General features: G+C 63.5%; 24 protein-coding genes. 22 read left to right on the forward strand and 2 right to left on the reverse strand.

From position 1 onward, the window contains the following. The first annotated feature begins 307 nt into the window (after positions 1-307). Positions 308-1,585 carry a 4-aminobutyrate--2-oxoglutarate transaminase gene (locus P9272_RS00005; protein ID WP_278157877.1) on the forward strand — a complete coding sequence of 426 codons (1,278 nt, stop codon included), beginning with the start codon at positions 308-310 and terminating at the stop codon, positions 1,583-1,585. 221 nt (positions 1,586-1,806) lie between these two features. Here P9272_RS00005 and P9272_RS00010 read toward each other — a convergent pair whose 3' ends face one another. After that, positions 1,807-2,064 (reverse strand): type II toxin-antitoxin system ParD family antitoxin, encoded by a 258-nt coding sequence (locus tag P9272_RS00010; protein WP_128256915.1) that lies wholly within the window; start codon positions 2,062-2,064, stop codon positions 1,807-1,809. Between the two features lie 118 nt (positions 2,065-2,182). Next, a complete protein-coding gene (locus P9272_RS00015; RefSeq protein ID WP_278157882.1) occupies positions 2,183-3,436 on the reverse strand; it encodes an FAD-dependent oxidoreductase in 1,254 nt (417 codons plus the stop codon). A gap of 412 nt (positions 3,437-3,848) precedes the next feature. On the opposite strand from P9272_RS00015, the gene P9272_RS00020 reads away from it, so the two are divergent. The 21 genes from P9272_RS00020 (at position 3,849) to nusA (ending at position 24,090) form a co-directional block, all read left to right on the forward strand. After that, positions 3,849-5,138 carry an imelysin family protein gene (locus P9272_RS00020; RefSeq protein WP_278157884.1) on the forward strand — a complete coding sequence of 430 codons (1,290 nt, stop codon included), beginning with the start codon at positions 3,849-3,851 and terminating at the stop codon, positions 5,136-5,138. A 62-nt stretch (positions 5,139-5,200) separates the two neighbouring features. Beyond that, positions 5,201-5,512 carry a (2Fe-2S)-binding protein gene (locus tag P9272_RS00025; protein ID WP_128256912.1) on the forward strand — a complete coding sequence of 104 codons (312 nt, stop codon included), beginning with the start codon at positions 5,201-5,203 and terminating at the stop codon, positions 5,510-5,512. Next, positions 5,478-5,963 (forward strand): bacterioferritin, encoded by a 486-nt coding sequence (gene bfr, locus P9272_RS00030; RefSeq protein ID WP_278157887.1) that lies wholly within the window; start codon positions 5,478-5,480, stop codon positions 5,961-5,963. Before P9272_RS00025 ends, bfr begins: the two co-directional genes overlap by 35 nt. Before the next feature lie 12 nt (positions 5,964-5,975). After that, positions 5,976-7,577 (forward strand): di-heme oxidoredictase family protein, encoded by a 1,602-nt coding sequence (locus tag P9272_RS00035; protein ID WP_128256910.1) that lies wholly within the window; start codon positions 5,976-5,978, stop codon positions 7,575-7,577. A 20-nt stretch (positions 7,578-7,597) separates the two neighbouring features. Further along, positions 7,598-8,677: an imelysin family protein gene (locus P9272_RS00040; RefSeq protein WP_128257162.1), complete on the forward strand. Its 1,080-nt coding sequence runs from the start codon at positions 7,598-7,600 to the stop codon at positions 8,675-8,677. 4 nt (positions 8,678-8,681) lie between these two features. Continuing rightward, on the forward strand, positions 8,682-9,788 hold the full coding sequence (locus tag P9272_RS00045) for a DUF1513 domain-containing protein (protein WP_278157890.1): 1,107 nt from the start codon (positions 8,682-8,684) through the stop codon (positions 9,786-9,788). 241 nt (positions 9,789-10,029) lie between these two features. After that, positions 10,030-10,719 (forward strand): tRNA (adenosine(37)-N6)-threonylcarbamoyltransferase complex dimerization subunit type 1 TsaB, encoded by a 690-nt coding sequence (gene tsaB, locus P9272_RS00050; RefSeq protein WP_278157892.1) that lies wholly within the window; start codon positions 10,030-10,032, stop codon positions 10,717-10,719. Then, the gene (locus P9272_RS00055) at positions 10,719-11,213 is read left to right on the forward strand and encodes an N-acetyltransferase (RefSeq protein WP_278157895.1); all 495 of its coding nucleotides are present in this window, start codon (positions 10,719-10,721) and stop codon (positions 11,211-11,213) included. The genes tsaB and P9272_RS00055 overlap by 1 nt, the downstream gene beginning before the upstream one ends. Positions 11,214-11,340: 127 nt before the next feature. Further along, positions 11,341-12,141, forward strand: coding sequence for a lysophospholipid acyltransferase family protein (locus P9272_RS00060; RefSeq protein WP_128256907.1), 801 nt, complete (start codon positions 11,341-11,343; stop codon positions 12,139-12,141). Positions 12,142-12,213: 72 nt separating this feature from the next. Beyond that, positions 12,214-13,614 carry a tRNA (N6-isopentenyl adenosine(37)-C2)-methylthiotransferase MiaB gene (miaB, locus tag P9272_RS00065; RefSeq protein WP_278157898.1) on the forward strand — a complete coding sequence of 467 codons (1,401 nt, stop codon included), beginning with the start codon at positions 12,214-12,216 and terminating at the stop codon, positions 13,612-13,614. An 84-nt stretch (positions 13,615-13,698) separates the two neighbouring features. Next, positions 13,699-14,691 (forward strand): PhoH family protein, encoded by a 993-nt coding sequence (locus tag P9272_RS00070; protein WP_245431563.1) that lies wholly within the window; start codon positions 13,699-13,701, stop codon positions 14,689-14,691. 12 nt (positions 14,692-14,703) lie between these two features. Next, the gene (gene ybeY / locus P9272_RS00075) at positions 14,704-15,201 is read left to right on the forward strand and encodes an rRNA maturation RNase YbeY (RefSeq protein WP_278157900.1); all 498 of its coding nucleotides are present in this window, start codon (positions 14,704-14,706) and stop codon (positions 15,199-15,201) included. Positions 15,202-15,228: 27 nt separating this feature from the next. After that, on the forward strand, positions 15,229-16,305 hold the full coding sequence (locus P9272_RS00080) for a hemolysin family protein (RefSeq protein WP_278157902.1): 1,077 nt from the start codon (positions 15,229-15,231) through the stop codon (positions 16,303-16,305). Between the two features lie 195 nt (positions 16,306-16,500). Beyond that, positions 16,501-18,087, forward strand: coding sequence for an apolipoprotein N-acyltransferase (gene lnt, locus P9272_RS00085; protein WP_278157903.1), 1,587 nt, complete (start codon positions 16,501-16,503; stop codon positions 18,085-18,087). Positions 18,088-18,228: 141 nt separating this feature from the next. Then, on the forward strand, positions 18,229-18,651 hold the full coding sequence (locus P9272_RS00090) for a helix-turn-helix transcriptional regulator (RefSeq protein ID WP_128256901.1): 423 nt from the start codon (positions 18,229-18,231) through the stop codon (positions 18,649-18,651). A 164-nt stretch (positions 18,652-18,815) separates the two neighbouring features. Continuing rightward, positions 18,816-20,081, forward strand: a complete 1,266-nt coding sequence (gene metK, locus P9272_RS00095) for a methionine adenosyltransferase (RefSeq protein ID WP_128256900.1) — start codon at positions 18,816-18,818, stop codon at positions 20,079-20,081. Continuing rightward, positions 20,078-20,788 (forward strand): tRNA (guanosine(46)-N(7))-methyltransferase TrmB, encoded by a 711-nt coding sequence (locus P9272_RS00100; protein WP_278158559.1) that lies wholly within the window; start codon positions 20,078-20,080, stop codon positions 20,786-20,788. Before metK ends, P9272_RS00100 begins: the two co-directional genes overlap by 4 nt. 64 nt (positions 20,789-20,852) lie before the next feature. Next, positions 20,853-21,152: a DUF1778 domain-containing protein gene (locus P9272_RS00105; RefSeq protein ID WP_128256898.1), complete on the forward strand. Its 300-nt coding sequence runs from the start codon at positions 20,853-20,855 to the stop codon at positions 21,150-21,152. 3 nt (positions 21,153-21,155) lie between these two features. After that, on the forward strand, positions 21,156-21,665 hold the full coding sequence (locus tag P9272_RS00110) for a GNAT family N-acetyltransferase (protein ID WP_128256897.1): 510 nt from the start codon (positions 21,156-21,158) through the stop codon (positions 21,663-21,665). Positions 21,666-21,821: 156 nt separating this feature from the next. Continuing rightward, on the forward strand, positions 21,822-22,448 hold the full coding sequence (gene rimP, locus P9272_RS00115; RefSeq protein ID WP_278157910.1) for a ribosome maturation factor RimP: 627 nt from the start codon (positions 21,822-21,824) through the stop codon (positions 22,446-22,448). 46 nt (positions 22,449-22,494) lie between these two features. Further along, complete coding sequence (nusA, locus tag P9272_RS00120; protein WP_128256895.1) at positions 22,495-24,090, forward strand: transcription termination factor NusA; 1,596 nt, start codon at positions 22,495-22,497, stop codon at positions 24,088-24,090. Positions 24,091-24,115 lie beyond the last annotated feature (25 nt).

Raw genomic sequence — 24,115 nt, forward strand, 5'->3', positions numbered from 1 at the left:
GCGGCGGACAGCAACTCAGGGGGAAAACTGTAACCCATGTATCCGGTTCAAAGTGTTACCCATCTATCGGCTGGACAACGGCGGCACGTCGCGGATGAAATGAGATTAATCGATCGGTGGGAAAAGGAAACCATCCCCGAGGCGTGTATCGCCGGGCTGGTTAAGAGCCTTCGTTCCCCACCCTCCAGGCAGGCCCAATCGACTGGGCCAACGTGCCAACTTGAGGAAAACGTGAAATAAGGTCAGAAGGGTTTCGATCAACGGAACGGGTCCAATCCCGAACAGGGATGCCCGATTGAGGGACGACATGAAGAATTCAGCTATTTCCGAACGCAAGAACCAGTCGATCTCGCGCGGCGTCGGCATGACGACGCAGATCTACGCCGATCGCGCCGAGAATTCGGAAATCTGGGATGTCGAGGGCCGCCGCTATATCGACTTCTCTTCCGGCATCGCCGTGGTCAACACCGGCCACCGTCACCCGAAAGTGATCGAGGCGGTCAAGGCGCAGCTCGACCGCTTCACCCACACCTGCCACCAGGTCGTGCCCTATGAGAGCTACGTTCATCTCGCCGAGCGCCTGAACGGAATGCTGCCGGGCAAGTTCGACAAGAAGACGATCTTCGTCACCACCGGTGCCGAGGCGGTCGAGAACGCCATCAAGATTGCCCGCAACGCCACCGGCCGTCAGGCCGTCATCGCCTTTTCCGGCGGCTTCCACGGCCGCACCTTCATGGGCATGGCGCTGACCGGCAAGGTCGTGCCCTACAAGGTCGGCTTCGGTGCCATGCCGGCCGATGTCTTCCACGCGCCCTTCCCGGTGGCGCTGCACGGCGTCTCGGTCGCGGATTCGCTCGCCGCGCTCGACAAGCTGTTCAAGGCCGATGTCGACCCGAACCGCGTCGCCGCCATCATCGTCGAGCCGGTGCAGGGCGAGGGCGGCTTCTACGAGACGCCCCGCGATTTCATGACAGCGCTGCGCAAGATCTGCGACCAGCATGGCATCCTGCTCGTCGCCGACGAGGTGCAGACCGGCTTTGCCCGCACCGGCAAGATGTTCGCCATGGAGCATCACGATGTGGCGCCCGATCTCACCACCATGGCCAAGAGCCTCGCCGGCGGCTTCCCGCTTTCGGCCGTCACCGGTCGCGCCGAGATCATGGACGCGCCCGGCCCCGGTGGCCTCGGCGGCACCTACGGCGGCAGCCCGATCGGCGTCGCCGCCGCCCACGCCGTGCTCGACGTGATCGACGAGGAAAAGCTCTGCGACCGCGCCAATGCGCTTGGCGCCAGGCTGAAGCAGCGGCTGGAATCGATCCGCGACGACGTGCCCGAGATCGTCGACATCCGCGGCCCTGGCTTCATGAACGCTGTCGAGTTCAACGACGTGAAGAAAGGCCTGCCGTCGGCCGAGTTCGCCAATGCGGTCAGGCTGAAGGCGCTGGACAACGGCCTGATCCTGCTCACCTGCGGCGTCTATGGCAACGTCATCCGCTTCCTGTCGCCGATCACCATCCAGGACGGCGTCATGACCGAGGCGCTGGATATTCTGGAAAGCTCGATCCGCGACGCGCGCGCGGCCTGAAATAGTCAGAGGGCGGCTTCAACTATCCTTGAGCATTTTCCTTTCATCGAAAATGCCCTGGATATCGCGTGAGCCAGCGCCACCACGTGGTACATCCAAGATAGTGTCGCATCGCACTCGAAGTGCCGCTATCAAGCGGTGGCCGCCGGCGAATTTTCAGCCTGGATGTAATCGCCAACCTCTTCAATGTCCTGCACGGCGGCAGGCGCGAAACTGAGCCATTATTTACGGCTTTCAGCCGCGTATCTTTTCTCCAGCCGATCGAAAACGTCGTCGGCGGTCATAGCTGGTCCGCTCTCTACACCCTTGCGGATGTCTTCACGCAGCGCGGCAAGCTTCGCCTGCCGGTGCTCTTCACGTTCCTCCAGCAGGCGCAGGCTATCGCGCACGACTTCGCTTGCGCTGGCGTAGCGACCACTCTCCACAAGCTCCCGCACGAACGCCTCGTAGCGGGAGCCAATGCTGTAGCTTGCAGGCATGGAACAATCTTTCATTATCCGAAATTATCAATTTATGATAAGTCGGCGGCGCCCGTTTGCCAAGGTTTGGTGTCTTTCGCGCTCCCAAGGGCTGTTACCAGCAGATGGGATTGAACAGTCAGCCCGTCGCCCTGGCCGGTTCGTCCTGGCTGAAGGCCGCAAGCGCCGCCTTCAGCGCATCCGGCCCACCCGCGACCATCTGCGGCGTCGGCGAGAAGCCGACGCCGAGCATCTTGCGGCCAAGCATGTGGTCGGCCGGGCGGTTGACGGATTCGATGCCGAGCAGCCGGTTGCCGGCATAGTGGTAGATCGAGAACTTGTTCTCGGCGGGATCGCCGAGCACCACGTGGCTGTCCCCGCCTTGCGTCAGTCCCACCATCTGCAGTTTCATGTCGCCGATATCCGACCAGAACCACGGCACCGCCGTGAAGGGCTCGGCATGGCCCAGGATGGTCCGCGCGGCGAGCCTGGCCTGGTCGGTGGCGTTCTGCACCGATTCCAGCCGCACGTCGCCACCGGTGAACCAGTGCCGGTAGGAGGCCGCGTCGCCCACGGAAAGGATTTCCGGAATCGAACTCTGCATATGCTGATCGACACGGATGCCGTTCCCGATGGCCAGGCCGGCGGCTTCGGCCAGTTCGACATTGGGCACGACGCCGATGCCAATGATCACCATCTGCGCCGACAGGCGCTCGCCACTTGAGGTGATCGCGGCCGAGACGCGGCCGTTGTCGCCCTCCAGGCGGGCGACGGTGGTGCCGGTCAGGATGCGCACGCCGATCGCTTCCATGCGCTGGCGCACATGCGTGGCGATGACTGGCGCCACGGCGCGGCCGAGCAGCCGGTCGACCGCCTCGACGACGGTGACGTTGCGGCCGGCGGCTCTTAGCGTCGCCGCAATCTCCAGCCCGATGAAGCCGCCGCCGAGAATGGCCACGTCCTCGCTTTGCGCGCTGAGCTCGCGGATCAGGCGCGCATCGGCCAGCGAGCGCAGCGAGACCACGCCGGCGAGGCCGGCGCCGTCGAGCTTCAGCAGGCGCGGCCGCGATCCGGTCGCCAGGATTAGCCGGTCGAAGGCGAGGGTGCCGCCGCCTTCGACATTCAACCGGCCCGTGCCGGTATCGATGCTCTCGATGCGCACGCCCGGCCGGTAGTCGATGGTGTTGCCCGAGTAAAAGGCTTCGCCGCGCAGCGGCTGCGGCTTGGCTTCGGGATCCTTGATGAAGGTCTTGGACAGCGGCGGCTTATGATAAGGCAGTTCCTGCTCGTCGCCGATCAGGACGACGGTCCCTTCATAACCCTCTTCGCGCAGGCTGGCGGCGGCCTGCACGCCGGCATGGCCCGCACCGACAATCACAACCCCGTTCGTCATCGCAATCCTTTTTCTCTGTGAATCTAGGCTCTTGCGGCAGGTGGCGATTGTCTGGCGCCGCCGCAAGACCGGTCGTCCGGGTCGCACCCAGAACGGCTCCCTGTCAACGTCGTTGCGGCAAACTTCGGACCTTAAAGTTGACAGTTCTAGTTTAGAATAATTCTAAACTGTTGTTTCAATTGCATTTTTTGCGTTGTCCAATTGACTTTTTGCCTCGCCGCCGCTTTATGGGAGACGCGCGCATAAGCGCATTCCTTTGATGTCTGGGCCTTGAACCCGTTCGATTGGAGGCAAGTGGGTGTTTTTTTATCGCGAACCGCGCATCGGCGCGGCCACCATTTTTACCGGCATGCTCATGCCTCGGCGCGGGTGGGCGCATTTTGTTGAATTTCCAAAGAACTGGAGAAGGATAATGACGGCACGTAATGGCGGCAGGCTGGCGGCAATCTGCGCCACGGCTGCGCTGACGGCGGTGGTGTTCGTGTTGCCGGCGAAAGCCGAGACCGACGCCAAGGCGGTGATCAAGACCCATGCCGACATCGCTCTGGCCAAATACGAGGATTCGCTGACCATGGCGCAGACGCTGGACAAGGCTGTCGATGCGCTTATCGCCAGCCCCTCCGCCGACACGCTGAACGCCGCGCGCGAAGCCTGGAAAGCGGCGCGCATCCCTTACCAGCAGACAGAGGTCTATCGCTTCGGCAACAAGATCGTCGACGACTGGGAAGGGCGCGTGAATTCCTGGCCGCTGGATGAGGGCCTGATCGACTATGTCGCCAAGAGCTACGGCACCGAGTCGGACGAGAACGCGCTCTACACGGCCAACGTCATCGCCCACAAGGAAATCGAGATCAACGGCAAGAAGGTCGACGCCTCGAAGCTGACGCCCGAGTTCCTTTCGGGCACGCTGCAGGAGGCCGGCGGGGTCGAAGCCAATGTCGCGACCGGCTATCATGCCATCGAATTCCTGCTCTGGGGACAGGACCTGCACGGCACCGGCCCGGGCGCCGGCGCGCGGCCCTATACGGATTACGACGTCAAGAACTGCACGGGCGGCAATTGCGATCGCCGCGCCGAATATCTGAAATCGGCCAGCGACCTTCTGGTGTCCGATCTGCGGGAGATGGTCGACGACTGGAAGCAGGACGGCGCCGCGCGTAAGAACCTCACCGACGGTGACGCGAATACCGGCATCTCCACCATATTCACGGGCATGGGATCGCTCTCCTATGGGGAACTGGCGGGCGAGCGCATGAAGCTCGGCCTCTTGCTGCACGATCCTGAAGAGGAGCAGGACTGTTTCTCCGACAACACCCACGTCTCGCATCTCTATGATGCCGTGGGCATCCGCGACGCCTACCGTGCCAGCTACAAGCGGCTGGACGGCTCCATGGTTTCTGGCCCGTCGGTCTCCGACATGGTGAAAGCCGCCGATCCGGCGATCGACAGGGAGTTGTCGGCAAAGCTGGATACAACCGTCGCCAAGATGGAGGCCATCCAGGCGCGCGCGCTCGCCGGCGAGGCCTATGACCAGCAGATTGCTGAAGGCAACACCGCAGGCAACGCCACCGTGCAAGCGGCCATCGACGCGCTGATCGACCAGACCAAGTCGATCGAGCGTGCTGTAGGTACCCTGAAACTGAAGGAAATCGCCTTCGAGGGCTCCGACAGCCTGGACGCTCCCGACAAGGTGTTCAAGTAACACGTCGAAGTAAGTCCAAGCCAAGCGGCGTCGGACCGGCGCCGTCAGCCAGAGCAAGTGAAATGCTGATATGCCATTGCAACATCATCACCGAAAAGGAGATCGAGCAGACGATCGTCGACCTGCTGGATCAGGATCCCTGGCAGCTGATCGTGCCCGCGAAGGTCTATCACGCGATGGGCAAGCGCGGCCGCTGTTGCGGCTGTTTCCCAAACGTGGTGGAAACCATCATCAGGGTCACCGAGAACTATCACGCCCGCTCACAGGTTGGAGACGTGGATATCGTTTCACACCTGGATCGCGTGCGAGGCTTACGCGGCCAATACGGGAGCAGAACACATGAAAGGCGAACCTCAGATCATCGAGCGGCTTAACGAAGCTCTGTTCCTTGAGCTTGGAGCCGTCAATAAGTACTGGGTGCACTATCGTCTGCTCGAGGATTGGGGCTATACGAAGCTGGCAAAAAAGGAGCGGGCGGAATCGATCGAGGAAATGCATCACGCCGACCGGCTGATCGCGCGCATCATCTTCCTCGAGGGGCATCCCAACCTGCAGTCCGTTGCGCCGCTGCGCATCGGCCAGAACCTTAAGGAAGTGCTCGAATCCGATCTGGCCGGCGAATATGACGCGCGCAGCGCTTACAAGCGCTCGCGCGAGCTCTGCCACGAAGCCGGCGATTTCGTTTCGATGAAGCTGTTCGAGGAACTTTTGACCGACGAGGAAGGCCATATCGGCTTCTTGGAGACGCAGCTCGACCTGCTGGCCTCCATCGGCGAGGAAAAATACGGCCTGCTCAACGCCGACCCGGTCAACGAGGCGGAGTAAGGACATGCGAGAATGCGGCGCCCCCTAGATCTTTCGCGCCGCGCGCGGTGGGCCGCAATTGACGGCCCGCCGCTTCGGAAGACCCCTCGATGCCGGATCGGCAGCGGGGCTTCGCTTTTGCTGGTGATCGCGCTTTCCGTCCCCGCGATGGCCGGCGAACCGGCCGCTCTGCCGACGAGCCGCACCGACCTGACGCCGAAAGACCAGGCGCGGGTTCTGGCCGTCACCAGGCCAACGACCGACTTCATCAGACCCGAGCCGTTCGAGCTGATGCAGGGCGGCGCCGGCACGTCGCTCAAGGACATCAACCGCGATGCCTTCTCGCAGCCCTCAGCCAACATCACCTTCGAGGAAGAGGGCAATTTCAAGCTCGGCAACGCGCTTTTCCGCAAGAACTGGGTGTCGTCGCCCTCGTCGACGCAGGCTTCCGACGGTCTTGGCCCGCTTTTCAACGAGCGCGCCTGCCAGAACTGCCATCTGAAGGATGGCCGCGGCCGCCCGCCGGAAGGTGATGCCGGATCGACGTCGATGTTCCTCAGGCTCGCGCGCGACGCAAGCAACGCCGAGGAAAAGGCCGCGCTTGCCGGCCACAAGGTGCTGAACTTTCCTGATCCGGTCTATGGCGCGCAATTGCAGGATTTGGCAGTTCCGGGCCTCAAGGGCGAAGGCCGTGTGCGCGTCGATTACCAGGAGCAAAAGGTGACGCTCGGCGACGGCGCTGTCGTTGCGCTGCGCAAGCCGAACTATTCCGTCGAAAATCTCGGCTATGGCCCGCTCGATGCGCGCACCACGCTGTCGCCGCGCCTGACTCCGCCGATGATCGGGCTCGGCCTGATCGAGCAGATCGCGCCGGCCGATATCCTCGCTCATGCCGATCCGGACGATCGCGACGGCGACGGCATCTCGGGCCGGCCGAACATCGTGCGCGACGAGTTGAGCGGTGCGGTGATCCTGGGCCGCTTCGGCTGGAAGGCGCAGACCGCCTCGATCCGCCAGCAGGCGGCCGATGCTTTTGCAGGCGACATCGGCATCTCGACCCCGGAAATGCCGAAGCATTGGGGCGATTGCACCGAGGCGCAGAAGACTTGCCTTGCGCTGCCGAACGGTGTCCAGGAACGACTGGGCGCGGTGGAAGCGCCTCCGCCCGTCATGGACCTGGTCACCTTCTATTCGCGGAATCTCGCGGTGCCGGCGCGTCGCGACATCGACAAGCCCGACGTCCTTGCTGGCAAGAAGCAGTTCTACGAAATAGGCTGCATTGTCTGCCACACGCCGAAATTCGTCACCATGCGCGGCACGCCCAACAAGGCGCAGGCCTTCCAACTGATCTGGCCCTATTCCGACTTCCTGCTGCACGACATGGGCGAGGGCCTTGCGGACGGACAACGGGTTGGAGAAGCCACGGGGAGCGAGTGGCGCACCCCGCCGCTCTGGGGTATCGGGCTCACCGCGACAGTCAACGGCAATGCCTTCTATCTGCATGACGGCCGCGCCCGCACGCTTGCCGAGGCGATCCTATGGCATGGCGGCGAGGGCCAGAAGGCGCGCGATCGCTTTGCCGGCGCCGCCGCGGCCGATCGTGAGGCGCTGATCAAATTCCTGGAGTCCCTCTGATGGTAAAACGCGTCGCTCTGATGTCGAAACGTCTGGCTGCCGCCCTTGCTCTTCCACTGCTCCTGGCCACCGCCTTGCCGGCGTCGGCCGCGGTCAAGGCTTCCGACGTGATCGGGCGCGCGATCGATGGGTTCGTTCGCCCCGCCTATGCTGGTCTCGACGAGCATGCGGCGGGCTTGACCAAGGCGATGCACCAGCTATGCGAGGCGCCGTCCGAAATGAATCTCGAAGCGGCGCGTTCGGCGTTTTCCGGCACGGTCGAGGCCTGGTCTGTGGCCGAGATCATTGCCTTCGGGCCGATCAAGGAAAACAACCGGCTGGAGCGTATGCTCTATTGGCCAGACCGCAAGAGCATCGGCCTGAGGCAAGTGCAGGCCACGCTCGCATCGAAGGATCTGTCAGCCACCGATCCGGCGCAACTGGCGCAAAAGAGCGTCGCCATGCAGGGCCTCGGCGCGTTGGAATATGTGCTCTTCGGCGACGGCGCCGAAACGCTTGCCGGGAAAGACGATCCTTACCGCTGCGCCTATGGCGAGGCGGTTGCCGGCAACATCAAGACGATGGCGGGCGAGGTGGTTGACGCCTGGCAAAAGCCCGACGGCTTCGCTTCGCTCTGGGCCAATCCCGGACCGAAGAACCCGCTCTACCGCGACGGCAACGAAGCGGTGACGGAACTGGTCGGCGTCTTCATCAATGAGCTGGACATGATCCGCGACGTGCGGCTCAAGGGCTTTCTTGGCGCCAAGCCGGACGCCGACAAGCCGAAGCAGGCGATCTACTGGCGCTCGCGGAATACGGCTGCTTCGCTGGCCGGGAACCTGTCCGGCATCGGTCAATTGTTCCAGGCCTCGAAGCTCGGCGATGCGCTGCCGGCCGACGCGCAGTGGATGGCCGAATCCATCCAGATCCAGCTCATCAACGGCGTGACAACAGCGAAATCGGTCGCCGGTCCCATCGACAAAGCGCTCACGGACCCTGCGCTACGCGGCAAGATCGAGCATTTCGCGCTAATCACCTCGAGCCTGTCGACCTTGATCGGCACCAGGATGACCGCCGAATTCGGCCTGACCGCCGGCTTCTCCTCGCTGGACGGGGATTGATGCCGTGAGAGCCGCCCTCATAGACCGCCGCGATTTCCTGCGCGCCGCGGGCGCGGGCTTCGCAGCCGCGATGGCGCCGCACGCCTGGGCCGATACGCTAGCCGCGGATGCGGTGTTTGCGACGGCCTTCGTCAAGCGCGACGGCAGTTTTGGTGCTGCCGTGCTCTCCGAGGCGGGAAAAATCCTGCACACGGTCGATCTGCCGGATCGCGGCCATGACGTCACTTTCGATCCGGTGTCGAAGCGCTCGGTGGTCTTTGCCCGCCAGCCCGGCACCTTCGCCGTTGTCTTCGACCATGCAGGCCGCGACAAGCCTTTGACCATTGCCAGCATCGCCGGCCGGCATTTCTTCGGCCATGGCGTGTTCTCATCCGACGGCGCCTTGCTCTATGCGACCGAGAACGATTTCGACAACGCGGCCGGTGTCGTCGGCGTCTATGACGCGAAGGCAAAGTTCAACCGCATCGGCGAGTTCCCGACCTATGGCGTGGGGCCGCACGAGCTCCTCCTGCTCGGCGATGGCCGAACGCTGGCTATCGCCAATGGCGGCATCGAAACCCATCCCGACTATGGCAGGGCCGAGCTCAACATCGCGACGATGAAGCCCTCCTACACGCTGGTCGACCGTCTAACCGGCGACTTGATCGAAAAGCACGAATTGCCGCCGGCGCTGCGTCAGCTTTCGATCCGCCATATGGACCGCGACCAGGCGGACACCGTCTGGTTCGGCTGCCAATACCGCGGGCCGGCGACCGATCGCCCGGCTCTGGTCGGCCGGGCCATGCGCGGCAAGGAGCTCGAACTCCTGGAGATGCCGCAAGATGTGCTCGCCGGCTTCCGCAACTATATCGGCTCGGTCGCCGCCAATGCCGCGATGGGTACTGTCGCCGTCACCTCGCCGGAAGGCAATTCGCTGGCAGTGCTCGATGCCGCCAGTGGCCGCGTGGTCGCGACCAGATCGCTGGTCGAGGTCTGCGGCCTTGCACCCGACGGCGCCGGCTTCATGGCGACGACCGGCGCCGGCGAGATCGTCGGTGGCGCTGGCGGCACCCGTTCCGAGCCGGATTATGTCTGGGACAACCACATGTTGCGCATTGGCGCGACGGCGTGACCGTCGCCCCTAGAGCAATTCCAGGAAAAGTGTGAGCGGTTTTCCGTCCGGAGTTGCGTCAAAACAAAGAGATAGAGCGGCTCGCCGTTTCCGTGAAACGGTGAAACGCTCTAGAAGCAAAGCCGCTTAACATTTCTCCGCGCTGGCCCTTGCGGCGGCGGCCCATGCCGGGCAGAGGAAATTGTGTTTCGATCCAGTTCGTTAACCGGCCGTATGAAGCTGCCCCTATGAAGCTGCTTGCATGAGACTGCTTGCCATCGACTGCGCCGCCAGTCTCTGCGCCGCCTGTGTTTATGACGCAGACGCGGGGAAGGAGCTTGCCCGAGAGGTGCGCGATCTCGGCAAGGGGCATGCGGAGCATCTGATGGACGTCATCGAGACGGCCTTGCGAGGCAGTGGCATCGGCTATCGCGATCTCGACGCTGTTGCCGTCTCGATCGGACCCGGCTCTTTCACCGGCCTGCGTGTCGGCGTCTCGACCGCGCGCGGCCTGGCCCTGGCTCTGAAAATCCCGGCGATCGGCGTGACGACGTTGGAAGCCTTGGCAGCCGAGGGAGCGAGTGCCTTTCCCGGGAGCCCGGTCCTTGCCGCGCTCGACGCCGGCCGCGAGGAATTCCACGCGGCGCTCTATGATAAAATGTTAGCCAAGACTTACGGGCCTTCGGTAGCCACGCTTTCCGAGTTAGTGGACATGGCCATCGCTGCTGAAGCGGTCCTGGTGGGCACCGCCGCGCCGCGGATTGCCGCTGCGGCTGGGCGTCCTTTCGACACCGGTCCGATTGCCGCCACCGCCGATATTGCGACCTATGCCAGGCTGGCCTCGGCCAAGAAGCCGGGCGAGAAACCGAAGCCGCTCTATCTGCGCGGCGCCGACGCCAAGCCTCAGGCGGGTTTCATTCTGCCAAGACAGGACAAGGGAAACGAACTCTGATGCGCATTCCGTTCTTTCAGCCGCGCCGCAGGGATTATGCGCTGGAGCCGCTGACGGTCGCCGACAGTGCCGCTGTCTCTGTGCTGCACCGCGAGGATTTCGTGCGGCCCTGGACCGACGGCGAGTTTGCGGCACTCCTCGAACAGGACACGGTCTTCGGCTATGCCGCGCGTGAGACGGGACAGGGCTCCAAGCCGCCCGTCGGCTTCGTGCTGGCGCGGCTCGCGGCCGGTGAGGGCGAGATCCTGACCGTGGCCGTTGCCCGTAGCCATCGCCGCCAGGGACTTGGCTGGCAATTGATGGACGCCGTGCTGCGCGAGCTTCATGCGCAGCGCGCCGAAGCGCTCTTCCTCGAGGTCGATGAGACCAATGCGCCCGCGATCGGGCTTTACCGCAGGCTCGGCTTCATCCAGGTCGGTCACCGCCCGAACTATTACCGCTCGACCGAGCGCGGCCCGACCGGAGCGCTTGTCATGCGCCGCGATCTTCGCTAGCCACAGTCGCGCATGACCCCGAAAATCGGCACCGATTTTCGGAAAGGATCATGCGCCAAGTGGGAGTGTTACAGCGTCCTTTGCGCGCCCCAAGGTGCACGGCGCTGTAACGTTGGGGCCGGAGCGAATGATCGAGAAACTGCGGATCTTCCTGGCGCTCTTCTATGTCGTCGTCTGTTCCCTTGTGCTGGTGCCGCTGCAGATCCTGTCGATGAGGACGGGGCTGTGGCCCGAAACTGTCATCCTGAAGATCTGGCACAGCATGGTCCTGCGGGCGCTGGGCATGCGGGTGCATGTGACGGGCAGCTTGGCCAAAGACCGCCCTCTGCTGGTGGCTGCCAACCACATTTCCTGGACCGACATCATGGTGCTCGGTTCCTTCGCCGATGTGAAGTTCATCGCCAGGGCCGACATGGAGGGCTGGCCGCTCATCGGCATGCTCTCCAAGCTGCAGCGCACCGTCTTCATCGAGCGCGAGCGCAAGCGCACCTCCGGCGACCAGGCAAGCGAAATCGCCAAAAGGATGGCGAAAGGCGACGCCATGGTGCTGTTCGCCGAAGGCTCGACCGGCGACGGCAACCTGGTGCTGCCGTTCAAGAGCACGCTGTTCGGCGCGGCCTCCATAGCGATTTCGGAAGGCGCGGCGGAACAGGTCTTCATCCAGCCCGTGGCGATTGCCTATACGCGGCTGCACGGCATGCCGATGGGCCGCCGCCATCGGCCGATCACCGCCTGGATCGGCGACCAGGATCTGATGCCGCACCTCAAAACCCTGCTCGCCGAAGGCGCGATCGATGCCGAGGTGCATTTCGGCGAGCCGGTGCCGTTCTCCAAGGGTTCGAGCCGCAAGGAAACGGCAAGGCTGATGGAAGCCAAGGTGCGCGAGATGATGCAAGGCATCCTCGCCGATCCGGCCAAAAGCCGGTGAGTCCGGGCTGCGCGGCGCGCTTCGGGCAAAATCGTCTGTTTTTTGTCACGGAAAGGCGGTAGAAGCCGCCCGATGGAACTGAACACGATTGAAAGCCACGGCATCGGCGCTGCCGCCGAGCACTCGGCCAGCACGGCAAAAAAGGTCTTCGTCAAGACCTATGGCTGCCAGATGAACGTCTACGATTCCCAGCGCATGACCGACGCGCTGGCCGCCGACGGCTATGTCGCCACCGACGCCGTCGAGGACGCCGATCTGGTGCTGCTCAACACCTGCCATATCCGCGAGAAGGCGGCTGAGAAGGTCTATTCCGAGCTTGGCCGCATCCGCGACATGAAGGCCGAGCGCGCCGAGGCCGGCCGTGAATTGCTGATCGGTGTCGCCGGCTGCGTGGCGCAGGCCGAAGGTGCCGAGATCATCCGCCGCGCCCCGGCGGTCGATCTGGTCATCGGCCCGCAGACCTATCACCGGCTGCCGGACGTGCTGGCGCGGGTTCGCGGCGGCGAGAAGATCGTCGAAACCGAATACGCCATCGAGGACAAGTTCGAGCATCTGCCTCAGCCGAAGCGCGCCGAATTGGCAAAGCGCGGCGTCACTGCTTTCCTCACGGTGCAGGAGGGCTGCGACAAGTTCTGCACCTTCTGCGTGGTGCCTTATACGCGCGGCTCCGAGGTCTCGCGCCCGGTGGCGCAGATCGTCGCCGAGGCGGAGCGCCTGGCCGAGGCCGGCGTGCGCGAGGTGACCCTGCTCGGCCAGAACGTCAACGCTTGGCACGGCGCCGGTGAAAACGGTCAGGAATGGGGTCTCGGCCGCCTGCTGTTCCGGCTTGCGGAAATCCCCGGACTGGCGCGGCTGCGCTACACCACCAGCCACCCGCGCGACATGGACGACGAATTGATCGCCGCGCATCGTGACCTGCCCGCCTTGATGCCCTATCTGCATTTGCCGGTGCAGTCGGGCTCTGATCGGATTTTGAAGGCGATGAACCGCAGGCACACGGCACGCGACTATCTGGCGCTCATCGAGCGTATCCGCGCCGCCCGTCCCGACATCGCCATGTCGGGCGATTTCATCGTCGGCTTCCCCGGCGAGACGGAAGAGGATTTTGAAGCGACTCTGAAACTGGTGCGCGAGGTAGGCTATGCCTCCGCCTTCACTTTCAAATATTCCACACGTCCTGGCACGCCGGGCGCCGAGATGGACGGCCATCTTTCCGAAACTATGAAGGACGAACGGCTGCAGCGCCTGCAGGCGCTGATCAACGATCAGCAGCAGAATTTCATAGCCAGCCTGGTCGGCAGAACCGTCAGCACGCTGATCGAGAAGCCAGGTCGCCGCCCCAGTCAGATTCTTGGCCGCTCGCCATGGCTGAACCCGGTGATTGTTGACGACAAGGCCGGTGGAATCGGTGACATTATTGACGTGCGAATCACGAAGACAGGCCCCAACAGCCTGTTCGCCGAATTGGCCTGACGGGCCTCGGCAGATGAGGAGAGACGGTTGAGCGCTGCCGAACTGAAGAATCTGCCCCAGAACCAGGCGACCGGGGCTTCCGATATGGCGCACATCGTACTGACCTTCGACAACAACAAGCTTGCCAGCGCACTTTATGGTCAGTTCGACGAGAACCTGGCGCGGCTCGAGCAGAAGCTCGGCGTGGATATCCGCTCGCGCGGCAACCAGCTTGCGATCAAGGGTTCGGCCTCAGCCGCCGAACAGGCGCGCCGCGCGCTGGATACGCTCTACGGCATCCTGCAGAAGGGTGTCGACATCGGCCAGTCGGACGTCGACGGCGCCGTGCGCATGGCGATTGCCGCCGACGATCAGCTGACGCTGCCCACCATGGAGCGCAAGGGCAAGGTTTCGGCCGCCCAGATTTCGACGCGAAAGAAGACGATCTACGCCCGTTCGCTGACGCAGGACGCCTATATGCGGGCGCTGGAGCGTTCTGAAATGGTCTTCGGCATCGGCCCGGCAGGAACCGGCAAGACCTATCTGGCGGTCGCGCATGCAGCGATGCTCTTGGAGCGCGGCATGGTCGAGCGCATCGTGCTGTCGCGCCCAGCCGTCGAGGCCGGCGAGCGGCTGGGCTTCCTGCCCGGCGACATGAAGGAGAAGGTGGACCCGTATCTGCGGCCGCTCTACGACGCGCTCTACGACATGATGCCGGCCGACAAGGTGGAGCGGGCGATCGCGGCCGAAGTGATCGAGATCGCGCCGCTGGCCTTCATGCGTGGCCGCACGCTGGCCCATGCGGCGGTGATCCTGGACGAGGCGCAGAACACCACGCAGATGCAGATGAAGATGTTCTTGACCCGTCTCGGCGAGAACTCGCGCATGATCGTCACCGGCGACCCGACCCAGATCGACCTGCCGCCCAACACCAAGTCGGGGCTGGTCGAGGCGCTGCGCATCCTCGACGGCGTGCCCGGCATCGTCACCGTCCGCTTCAACGAGGGCGACGTGGTGCGCCACCCGTTGGTCGCCGAGATCGTCAAGGCCTATGACCGCGACGGCAAGCTGGCGCGGGGCCTGGGCGCCGAAAGCTGATCAAAAGGCCATATGGCTGACAATCCAGCATCCAGCGGCGAGACGCCGGTCGATATCGATATTTTCGTTGAGGCCGGCGATTGGCCGACGGAGGCCGAACTGGCGCGGCTCGTCGATTGCGCCGTTGCAGCCGCCTTTGCCGAGACCGGAGCGAGGGGCGCCTCCGAGCTCAGCGTCGTCTTTTCCGACGACGCTCATATCCAGACGCTCAACGCGGAATGGCGCGGCAAGGACAAGCCCACCAACGTCTTGTCTTTTCCGGCTTTTCCGTTTCCGAAAGGCGGCAAGCTGCCGCCGATGCTGGGCGACATCGTGCTGGCTTCCGAGACGGTGGCGCGCGAGGCCGCACTGGAAGACAAGCCGCTTGAGAACCATATCACCCATCTCGTTATCCATGGTCTGCTGCATCTTTTGGGCCATGATCACGAGACCGACGACGAGGCCGAGGAGATGGAAGCGATCGAGCGCGCCGCGCTTGCGAGGCTTGCCATTCCCGATCCCTACGCGTAACAAAAAAGCTCAATTGACCTGATGGCGATGAACGACACACCAGAAACTGCCGCCAGCCCGGACGCCGGCAGTGCTGCCAAGCCTTCCGAAAAGACGGAAGAGGGCTCAAGTCCGAGTATTCCCACCGGCGGCGCGGCCACGGAGCCGACGCATGCCGGTCCTTCCCTCTTCGACCGTGTGCTGGGCCTGTTCCGGCACCGCAACGGCACCAGCTTGCGCGAGGAGATTGCCGGCGCGCTTGCCGAAACGGCCACCGATGCCGGCGCCTTCTCGCCCGGCGAACGCGCGATGCTCAACAACATCCTGCGCCTGCGCGAAGTGCGGGTCGAGGACGTCATGGTGCCGCGCGCCGATATCGAGGCGGTCGAGATCAACACCACGCTTGGCGACCTGCTCGGCCTTTTCGAGCAGTCCGGCCATTCGCGCATGCCAGTCTATTCCGAGACGTTGGACGATCCGCGCGGCATGGTCCACATTCGCGATGTGCTCGCCCACATCACCAAGGTCGCGCGCGTCAAGAAGGGCCGCGCCAGGGCGAAGGCCCCGGTGACGACGGCGCTCGACCTCGCGCAAGTCGATCTCGCGCGTACCATCGGCGATCTCAACCTGATCCGCCAGGTGCTGTTCGTGCCGCCCTCGATGCTGGCCTCCGACCTGATGGGCCGCATGCAGACGACACGCACGCAGATGGCGCTGGTCATCGACGAATATGGTGGCACCGACGGCCTCGCCTCGCTGGAGGACATTGTCGAGATGGTGGTCGGCGACATCGAGGACGAGCATGACGACGACGAGCCGATGATCACGCAGACCGGCGACGGCGTCTTCGTGGTCGACGGCAAGGCCGAGATCGACGAGGTCGCCAAGATGATCGGCGAGGATTTCGCCGCCGGCGAGCATGGCGAATATGTCGACACCATCGGCGGCATGATCTTCAACACGCTCGGCCGGGTGCCGGCCAGGGGCGAGGTCGTGCAGGCCATTCCCGGCTTCGAGTTTCATGTGCTCGACGCAGATCCGCGCCGCGTCAAGCGCGTGCGCATCGTGCAGAGCCCGAAGGGCGAGCGTCAGCGCCGCCGCGCCGCCCGCACTGAACAGGCCTGATCGCCTGGAGCAATCCAGGAAAAATGCGTAGCGGTTTTCCGTCCGGAATTGCGTAAAAAGACTTGGAGCGGCTGCCGATCGACGATCAGTTCAAGCACGCGGTCCTGGGCTCAGGCCGCGCTTATCCGGGTTTGGATCGGGCACCGCAGCCTGTTAAACCTCTAACTCCTTGATTCGCGCGACTTGGGAAGCTGGATGCAGCGCTTTGCCGGCCGGATAATTCTGCTGTGGGGGTGGCGGCGGGCGCTGGTGGCCTTTGCCGCCGGAGCGCTGGCGGTGCTTGCCCAGGCGCCTTACGATTTCTTCGCGGTCTGCTTCGTCTCGTTTCCAGTCCTGGTCTGGCTGCTCGACGGCGCCACGGGTGAGGCATCCGATGGTTGGCTCAGGCGTCTGAGGCCGGCTTTCGCCACCGGCTGGTGGTTCGGCTTCGGCTACTTCCTCGCCGGTCTCTGGTGGATCGGCCAGGCATTGCTGGTCGAGGCCGACAATTTCGCCTGGGCCTTGCCCTTCGCCGTCGTCGGCATTCCCTTTGCGCTTGCCTTTTTCTATGGCTTTGCGACGGTCGTAGCTCGGCTGTTCTGGAGCAGCGATATCGGCCGCATAGCCGCCCTGGCCTTCGGCTTCGGCCTTGCCGAATGGCTGCGCGATTTTCTCTTTACCGGTTTTCCCTGGAACGCTGTCGGCTACGCGGCGATGCCGGTGCCGCTTCTGATGCAGAGCGTTTCGGTGACCGGCATGGTCGGCATGAACGCGCTCGCCGTCTTCCTGTTTTCCCTTCCAGCGCTGGTGGCGGCGCGCCGCCATCTGAGGCTGGGCCTTGCCCTGTTCGTCATGCTCGTCGCCGCCCATGTCGGCTTCGGCTATGTCAGGCTCGCGGCCCCGGTCAAGCCGGCCCGCTCGATCGACGTTCGCATCGTCCAGCCGTCGGTCGATCTCAGCGAAAAATGGGACGCCTCGGTGCGCGACCGCATCTTCGCGACTTTGCTCGGGATATCGGGGAAAGCGCCGGAAGAGGGCCATGCCAAGCCGCAGCTCATCTTGTGGCCGGAAACATCGGTGCCCTTCCTGTTCACCGAGCGTCCGGACGCGCTGACGGCGTTGGGCGACATGCTGGCCGACGGTCAGATGCTGATTGCCGGCGTCGTGCGCGAGGAGGGCGGATCGGCGAGCGCTGGCAGCCGTTATTACAATTCCGTGGTGGCGATCAGCGACAAGGGCGAGATCGTCGATGCCGTCGACAAGGTGCATCTGGTGCCCTTTGGCGAGTATCTGCCCTTCGCCGACCTTTTCCAACGCTTTGGCATTGACCAGCTCATTGCCGGACCGATGAATTTCGCCGCCGGCAACGAGCGACATCCGATCAGCTTGCCGGGCGGCCTGCGTGCCGCGCCGTTCATCTGCTACGAGGTGATCTTTCCCGATCTCGTGGCCGTTGATGCCGCGTCGTCCGATGTCATCGTGAACGTCACCAACGATGCCTGGTTTGGCGACACGCCAGGCCCGTATCAGCATTTCAGGCAGGCCCAGATTCGCGCGGTGGAGAATGGATTGCCGCTGCTGCGCGCGGCCAACAACGGCATCTCCGCAGTTGTCGATTCGCGCGGGCGCATCATCGATGCGCTTGCCGTCAACGCGCGCGGCGCCGTCGATGCGCATGTGCCGGTTTCTGGGCGCGCCCCTCTGTCTCCCGACCAGCGGCGCATTAACGGATTGCTGATCATGTTGCTGTTTGCGCTTGGGGCCTTCACATTGAATGTAAGGCAGCGGCTACGGGTGAATTGACAGTCGGCACATTAGAAACTCATACTGTAACGCCTAAAATTTTCTCGAAGTCGGTTGGAGGGTTTCTGTTGGGGCAGGTGGCTCCGGCTTCATATGGGCGGAACAAAATAGAAAAAGCCGGAACAATTCGGCGAGGAAAAAATGACAGAAGAGAACAAGAAGAAGCCGAATCCGATCGACATTCATGTCGGGAGTCGCATCCGGCTGCGTCGCAATATGCTTGGAATGAGCCAGGAAAAGCTGGGTGAAAATCTAGGCATCACCTTTCAGCAGATCCAGAAGTATGAAAAGGGCACGAACAGGGTTGGCGCCAGCCGTCTGCAGGCGATCGCCTCCATCCTGAGCGTTCCTGTCGCCTTCTTTTTCGAGGATGCCCCCGGCGAGGAGACCGGCAGCGGCAACCGGGGATTTGCCGAAGACTCCTCGATGGCCTTCGCCATCGAATTTTGCGGCAGTCCCGAAGGGCTTCAGCTCAACCGGGCTTTCGTCAAGATCGGCGACGTGAAGGTGCGCCGCCGCATCATCGATCTGGTGAAGGCGCTCTCCGCCGACGACGCCGATTGATTTACCTATGCCGCCGGCGGCGCCCTGCCGCCGGTGGCATAGCCGGCCTTGCCTACATTCATGCCAGATCCGTCGCGCCGCTTGACGAGCAGCGCCCGGCACCGCTAACACGTGGCGCGCCAAAAATCGGCAACCTGCCGATTTTTTTTCAAGAGGGGACACCCGTGACGCGGCAGAATTATCTCTTCACCTCGGAATCCGTCTCCGAGGGTCATCCCGACAAAGTTTGTGACCGCATCTCCGACGAAATCGTCGATCTGGTCTATCGCGAAGCCAAGAAGACAGGCATGGATCCGTGGAAGGTTCGCGTCGCCTGTGAAACGCTGGCCACCACCAACCGCGTTGTCATCGCCGGCGAGGTCCGCGTCCCCGACACGCTCTTGAAGAAGGACAAGGCGGGCAACGTCCTCAAGGATGCGTCCGGCCACCCCGTGGTAAACCCGACCAAGTTCAAGTCGGTCGCCCGCAAGGCGATCCGCGAGATCGGCTACGAGCAGTCCGGCTTTCACTGGAAGACCGCCAAGATCGACGTGCTGCTGCACGGCCAGTCGCCCGACATCGGTCAGGGCGTCGACAACGCCGCCGACCGCCAGGGCGAGGAAGGTGCCGGCGACCAGGGCATCATGTTCGGCTACGCCTGCCGCGAGACGCCCGACCTGATGCCGGCGCCGATCTATTACAGCCACAAGATTCTCGAATTGCTGGCGGCCGCCCGCCATGAGGGCAACGGCGAGGCCGGCAAGCTCGGCCCGGACGCCAAGAGCCAGGTCACCGTGCGCTATGCCGATGGCAAGGCGGCGGAAGTCACGCAGATCGTGCTGTCCACCCAGCATCTCGATGCCAGCTGGGACTCCAAGAAGGTCCGTAAGGTCGTCGAGCCTTATATCCGCGAGGCGCTTGGCGATCTGAAGATCGCCGAGGACTGCAACTGGTACATCAACCCGACCGGCAAGTTCGTCATCGGCGGACCTGACGGCGATGCCGGCCTCACCGGCCGCAAGATCATCGTCGACACCTATGGCGGCGCGGCACCGCACGGCGGCGGCGCCTTCTCGGGCAAGGACACCACCAAGGTCGACCGTTCGGCGGCCTATGCGGCGCGCTACCTCGCCAAGAACGTGGTGGCGGCCAAGCTCGCCGACCGCTGCACCATCCAGCTCTCCTACGCCATCGGCGTCGCCCAGCCGCTGTCGGTCTATGTGGACCTGCACGGCACCGGTAAGGTCGAGGAATCGAAGCTCGAAGAGGCGCTGCGCAAGGTGATGGACCTGTCGCCGTCGGGTATCCGCCGTCATCTCGACCTCAACAAGCCGATCTACGCAAAAACCTCGTCCTACGGCCATTTCGGCCGCAAGGCAGGTCGCGACGGATCCTTCTCCTGGGAGAAGACAGATCTCGCGAAGGCGCTCAAGGACGCCGTTGCCGCCTGACGCCAGCGAACGCAAAGGACAGGCCGAGCCGGGCGACCGAAGGATTCTTCGGGCGCCGGCACGGCAAAACCATACGCCCGCAGCAGGCGGCCGCCCTCGAAAGCGGCCTGCGCGAATACCGGCTCGACCTGATGGCGCAAGCGCCGGCGGACCTCACGACCTTGTTCAAGGCCGAGGTTTCGGCGCTTCAGCTGGAGATCGGCTTTGGCGGCGGCGAGCATCTCCTGCATCGTGCCAAGGAGGCACCAGTGACCGGCTTCATCGGCGTCGAGCCCTTCGTCAACGGCATGGCCAAGATGATGACGGCGCTTGCCAAGGTCCCGCTTGGCAATCTGAGGGTCTATGACGACGACGCCACGCGCCTCCTTGACTGGCTGCCGCGAGCCTCGCTCGACGGCATCGACCTGCTCTATCCCGATCCTTGGCCGAAGAAGAAGCACTGGAAGCGCCGCTTCGTCGGCGCCGCCAATCTCGGTCGCTTCGCCCGTGTCCTGAAGCCGGGCGGCAGGTTCCGCTTCGCCTCCGACATTGACAGCTATGTCAATTGGACGCTGCTTGCCTGCCGCGCTCACGGCGCCTTGGAGTGGCAGGCTGGAGAGGCTACGGATTGGCACCAGCCCTATGAAGGTTGGCCCGGCACGCGTTACGAGGCCAAGGCGATACGCGAGGGGCGGCGGCCGGCTTATCTGACCTTTATACGGAGATAGGTAGCCGAGACTCTGTATTGCATTTAGCGCTACAAGTCGCTATATTGTCGATAAGGAGACAGCTATGGCCGCCACGATCGAGCGCAAGGAATATCCGATCTCGATGCGCCTGCCGGAAGCGGATGTGGCGATGATCGATCGCGCCGCCAGTCTGCGGGGCCGGTCCCGCACGGATTTCGTGCGCGATGCCGCCGTGCGCGCGGCCGAGGATGTGCTCATGGACAACCGTCTTGTCCGCATGAGCCCGGACGGATTCGCGGAGTTCATGGAGATCCTGTCAGCTCCGGCTGCTCCGGTTCCCGATATGGTGGAAATGGCAAAGCGGCCCGCTCCGTGGGAAGCTGGTTACACGACGAAGCGCTGACCCGTGGCCTTATCGGCTCCCGAGTCGCTTACCGCAATTCACGACGTGTCTGGATTTTCCTGTGGGAAGCCTGCGCTTGATCACTGGCTGAAAACCCGCGCGCTTTCCAATCAGGAAAAGGGCTTTACGGCCGTTCTGGTTGTCCACGAAGCAGGCCGGGTGGTCGGATACTATGGTTTGGCGCCGACGGCTGTCGTGCCATCTGTCTTGCCCCGGTCTATCCGCACAGGACAACCGCCCGATCCGGTACCCTGCCTCCTTCTCGGCCAGCTTGCGACCGATATCGGATGGGCCGGGCGCGGCATCGGTACGGGCTTGGTGAAACATGCACTTCAGCGGTGTGTTCAAGCAGCGGACCTGATCGGCGGGCGCGCCCTTATGGTCAATGCAGTCGATGCGGAAGCGGCGCAGTTCTGGCAACGGCGGGGATTTCTCCCGACGAAGGACGATTCGCTTGTCCTGTTTCGTTCGATCGCGGCAATCGCCGCGTCGCTCGTGGAGGCCCAAAGGTAAGGCGGAGCACCGCCTTTTGCCGGCAGGCTTGAAACACCGGCGCCAATCGTCTATATCAGCCTCAAATTCTTGGTCGGTATGACGAAGAGTGGGTCCACCCGGTCCCGCTCTTTTTTATTACCTGCCGGCCGGAAGCCAAAAAGCGACAGGGATTCGATGACTGCAGCGGCAAGCGAGGCCGACGACCGCATCATCCGCGAAAGCGGCATCGATGGGCGCATTGCGCTGATCGTGCAGCCGGTGCTCAAGGCGATCGGCTTCCGGCTCGTTCGGGTTCAGTTGACTGGCCAGAACGGGCTGACGCTGCAGATCATGGCCGAGCGCGAAGACGGCACCATGACCGTCGAGGATTGCGAAGAAGTCAGTCGCGCGGTGTCACCGGCGCTCGATGTCGAGGATCCGATCGAAAAGGCGTATCATCTCGAAGTGTCCTCGCCCGGCATCGACCGGCCGCTGGTGCGCAAGTCGGATTTCACCACCTGGACCGGCCATCTGGTCAAGCTGGAGACGTCGGTCCTCGTCGGCGACCGCAAGCGCTTCAAGGGCAAGATCGCCGAGGCCGACGCCGATGGCATCCTGGTCGAGCGTGACAAGGCGGCCTATGGCGAGGAGCCGACGGTGCGTGTGCCGTATGACGCGATCGCCGAGGCCCGGCTGGTGCTAACCGACGATCTCATCCGCGATGCCCTATCGAAGGACAATCGAGCGCGCAAGGAAGCCAGGAAACGCCGCGGCGAAGCAGAAGACGCCGCCGAGGAAAACGAAACCGAACAGGAAAGTTGATAGCGCCGCCGGGCCGCGTGTCCGAGACGAAATCTGGAGAAAGACAATGGTTGTAAGCGCCAACAGGCTTGAACTGCTGCAGATCGCCGACGCGGTCGCGCGTGAAAAGTCGATCGACAAGCAGATTGTCATCGCCGCCATGGCCGATGCGATCCAAAAGGCGGCGCGCTCCCGCTATGGCCAGGAGACCAACATCCGTGCCGACATCAACCCGAACACCGGCGAGATGAAGCTGCAGCGGCTGATGGAAGTGGTCGAGAAGGTCGAGGACTACGCGACGCAGATCGCGCTTTCCACGGCGCGCGAGCGCAATCCCGACGCCCAGCTCGGCGACTTCATCGCCGAGCAGCTGCCGCCGATGGATTTCGGCCGTATCGCCGCCCAGTCGGCCAAGCAGGTCATCGTGCAGAAGGTTCGCGAGGCCGAACGCGATCGCCAGTATGACGAATACAAGGATCGCATCGGCGAGATCGTCAACGGCACCGTGAAGCGCGTCGAATACGGCAATGTCATCGTCGATCTCGGCCGCGGCGAGGCGATCATCCGCCGCGACGAGCTGATCCCGCGCGAGAACTATAAGTATGGCGACCGCGTCCGCGCCTATGTCTACGACGTGCGCCGCGAGCAGCGCGGCCCGCAGATATTCCTGTCGCGCACCCATCCGCAGTTCATGGCCAAGCTCTTCACCATGGAAGTGCCGGAAATCTACGACGGCATCATCGAGATCAAGTCGGTCGCCCGCGACCCCGGCTCGCGCGCCAAGATCGCCGTCATCTCGCGCGATTCCTCGATCGATCCGGTCGGCGCCTGCGTCGGTATGCGCGGCAGCCGCGTCCAGGCGGTGGTCGGCGAATTGCAGGGCGAGAAGATTGACATCATTCCGTGGTCGCCTTCGGCCGCTTCCTTCATCGTCAACGCGCTGCAGCCGGCCGAGGTCGCCAAGGTGGTGCTCGACGAGGATGCCGAGCGCATCGAGGTGGTGGTGCCGGACGACCAGCTGTCGCTGGCCATCGGCCGCCGCGGCCAGAACGTGCGCCTGGCCTCGCAGCTCACGGGCTGGGATATCGACATCCTGACCGAGCAAGAAGAGAGCGAGCGCCGCCAAAAGGAATTCGTCGAGCGTTCTGCGCTGTTCATGGAAGCCCTCGACGTCGACGAGATGGTCGGCCAGGTGCTTGCCTCCGAAGGCTTCACCAGCGTCGAGGAAGTCGCCTATGTCGATTCCGGCGAAATCTCCTCGATCGACGGCTTCGACGAGGACACGGCCTCGGAAATCCAGACCCGCGCCCGCGAATATCTGGAAAAGATCGAGGCCGAGCATGACGAAAAGCGCAAGGCGCTAGGCGTCAAGGACGAGCTTCGCGAGATCCCCGGCGTCACCACCGCCATGATGGTGACGCTTGGCGAGGACGGTGTGAAGACCATCGAGGACTTCGCCGGCTATGCCGCCGACGACCTGATCGGCTGGAAAGAGCGCAAGGACGGCGAGACCAAGGTCTACCCGGGCGTGCTCGCCAGCCACGGTGTCTCGCGCGCCGAAGCCGAACAGATGGTGCTTGCCGCTCGCAAGCAGGCCGGCTGGATCACCGAGGAAGAAATCGCCGCCGAAGAGGCAGCAACCGGCGAAACCGTCGGTGCGTGAGGTGACCACCAATCGCAAAGCCCGT

Source organism: Mesorhizobium sp. WSM4976, from assembly GCF_029625685.1.
In the GTDB taxonomy this organism is placed as follows: Bacteria; Pseudomonadota; Alphaproteobacteria; order Rhizobiales; family Rhizobiaceae; genus Mesorhizobium.

Bases quoted from the DNA above. Each gene is read 5' to 3' on its own strand.
- P9272_RS00090 (WP_128256901.1), top strand. From the start codon at position 18,229: ATGACAGAAGAGAACAAGAAGAAGCCGAATCCGATCGACATTCATGTC.
- P9272_RS00025 (WP_128256912.1), top strand. From the start codon at position 5,201: ATGCTGATATGCCATTGCAACATCATCACCGAAAAGGAGATCGAGCAG.
- P9272_RS00055 (WP_278157895.1), top strand. From the start codon at position 10,719: ATGCGCATTCCGTTCTTTCAGCCGCGCCGCAGGGATTATGCGCTGGAG.
- bfr (WP_278157887.1), top strand. From the start codon at position 5,478: ATGAAAGGCGAACCTCAGATCATCGAGCGGCTTAACGAAGCTCTGTTC.
- tsaB (WP_278157892.1), top strand. From the start codon at position 10,030: ATGAGACTGCTTGCCATCGACTGCGCCGCCAGTCTCTGCGCCGCCTGT.
- P9272_RS00020 (WP_278157884.1), top strand. From the start codon at position 3,849: ATGACGGCACGTAATGGCGGCAGGCTGGCGGCAATCTGCGCCACGGCT.
- lnt (WP_278157903.1), top strand. From the start codon at position 16,501: ATGCAGCGCTTTGCCGGCCGGATAATTCTGCTGTGGGGGTGGCGGCGG.
- P9272_RS00105 (WP_128256898.1), top strand. From the start codon at position 20,853: ATGGCCGCCACGATCGAGCGCAAGGAATATCCGATCTCGATGCGCCTG.
- ybeY (WP_278157900.1), top strand. From the start codon at position 14,704: ATGGCTGACAATCCAGCATCCAGCGGCGAGACGCCGGTCGATATCGAT.
- P9272_RS00035 (WP_128256910.1), top strand. From the start codon at position 5,976: ATGCGGCGCCCCCTAGATCTTTCGCGCCGCGCGCGGTGGGCCGCAATT.
- P9272_RS00015 (WP_278157882.1), bottom strand. From the start codon at position 3,436: ATGACGAACGGGGTTGTGATTGTCGGTGCGGGCCATGCCGGCGTGCAG.
- P9272_RS00070 (WP_245431563.1), top strand. From the start codon at position 13,699: ATGGCGCACATCGTACTGACCTTCGACAACAACAAGCTTGCCAGCGCA.
- P9272_RS00040 (WP_128257162.1), top strand. From the start codon at position 7,598: ATGTCGAAACGTCTGGCTGCCGCCCTTGCTCTTCCACTGCTCCTGGCC.
- P9272_RS00080 (WP_278157902.1), top strand. From the start codon at position 15,229: ATGAACGACACACCAGAAACTGCCGCCAGCCCGGACGCCGGCAGTGCT.
- P9272_RS00060 (WP_128256907.1), top strand. From the start codon at position 11,341: ATGATCGAGAAACTGCGGATCTTCCTGGCGCTCTTCTATGTCGTCGTC.
- miaB (WP_278157898.1), top strand. From the start codon at position 12,214: ATGGAACTGAACACGATTGAAAGCCACGGCATCGGCGCTGCCGCCGAG.
- P9272_RS00010 (WP_128256915.1), bottom strand. From the start codon at position 2,064: ATGCCTGCAAGCTACAGCATTGGCTCCCGCTACGAGGCGTTCGTGCGG.
- P9272_RS00005 (WP_278157877.1), top strand. From the start codon at position 308: ATGAAGAATTCAGCTATTTCCGAACGCAAGAACCAGTCGATCTCGCGC.
- rimP (WP_278157910.1), top strand. From the start codon at position 21,822: ATGACTGCAGCGGCAAGCGAGGCCGACGACCGCATCATCCGCGAAAGC.
- nusA (WP_128256895.1), top strand. From the start codon at position 22,495: ATGGTTGTAAGCGCCAACAGGCTTGAACTGCTGCAGATCGCCGACGCG.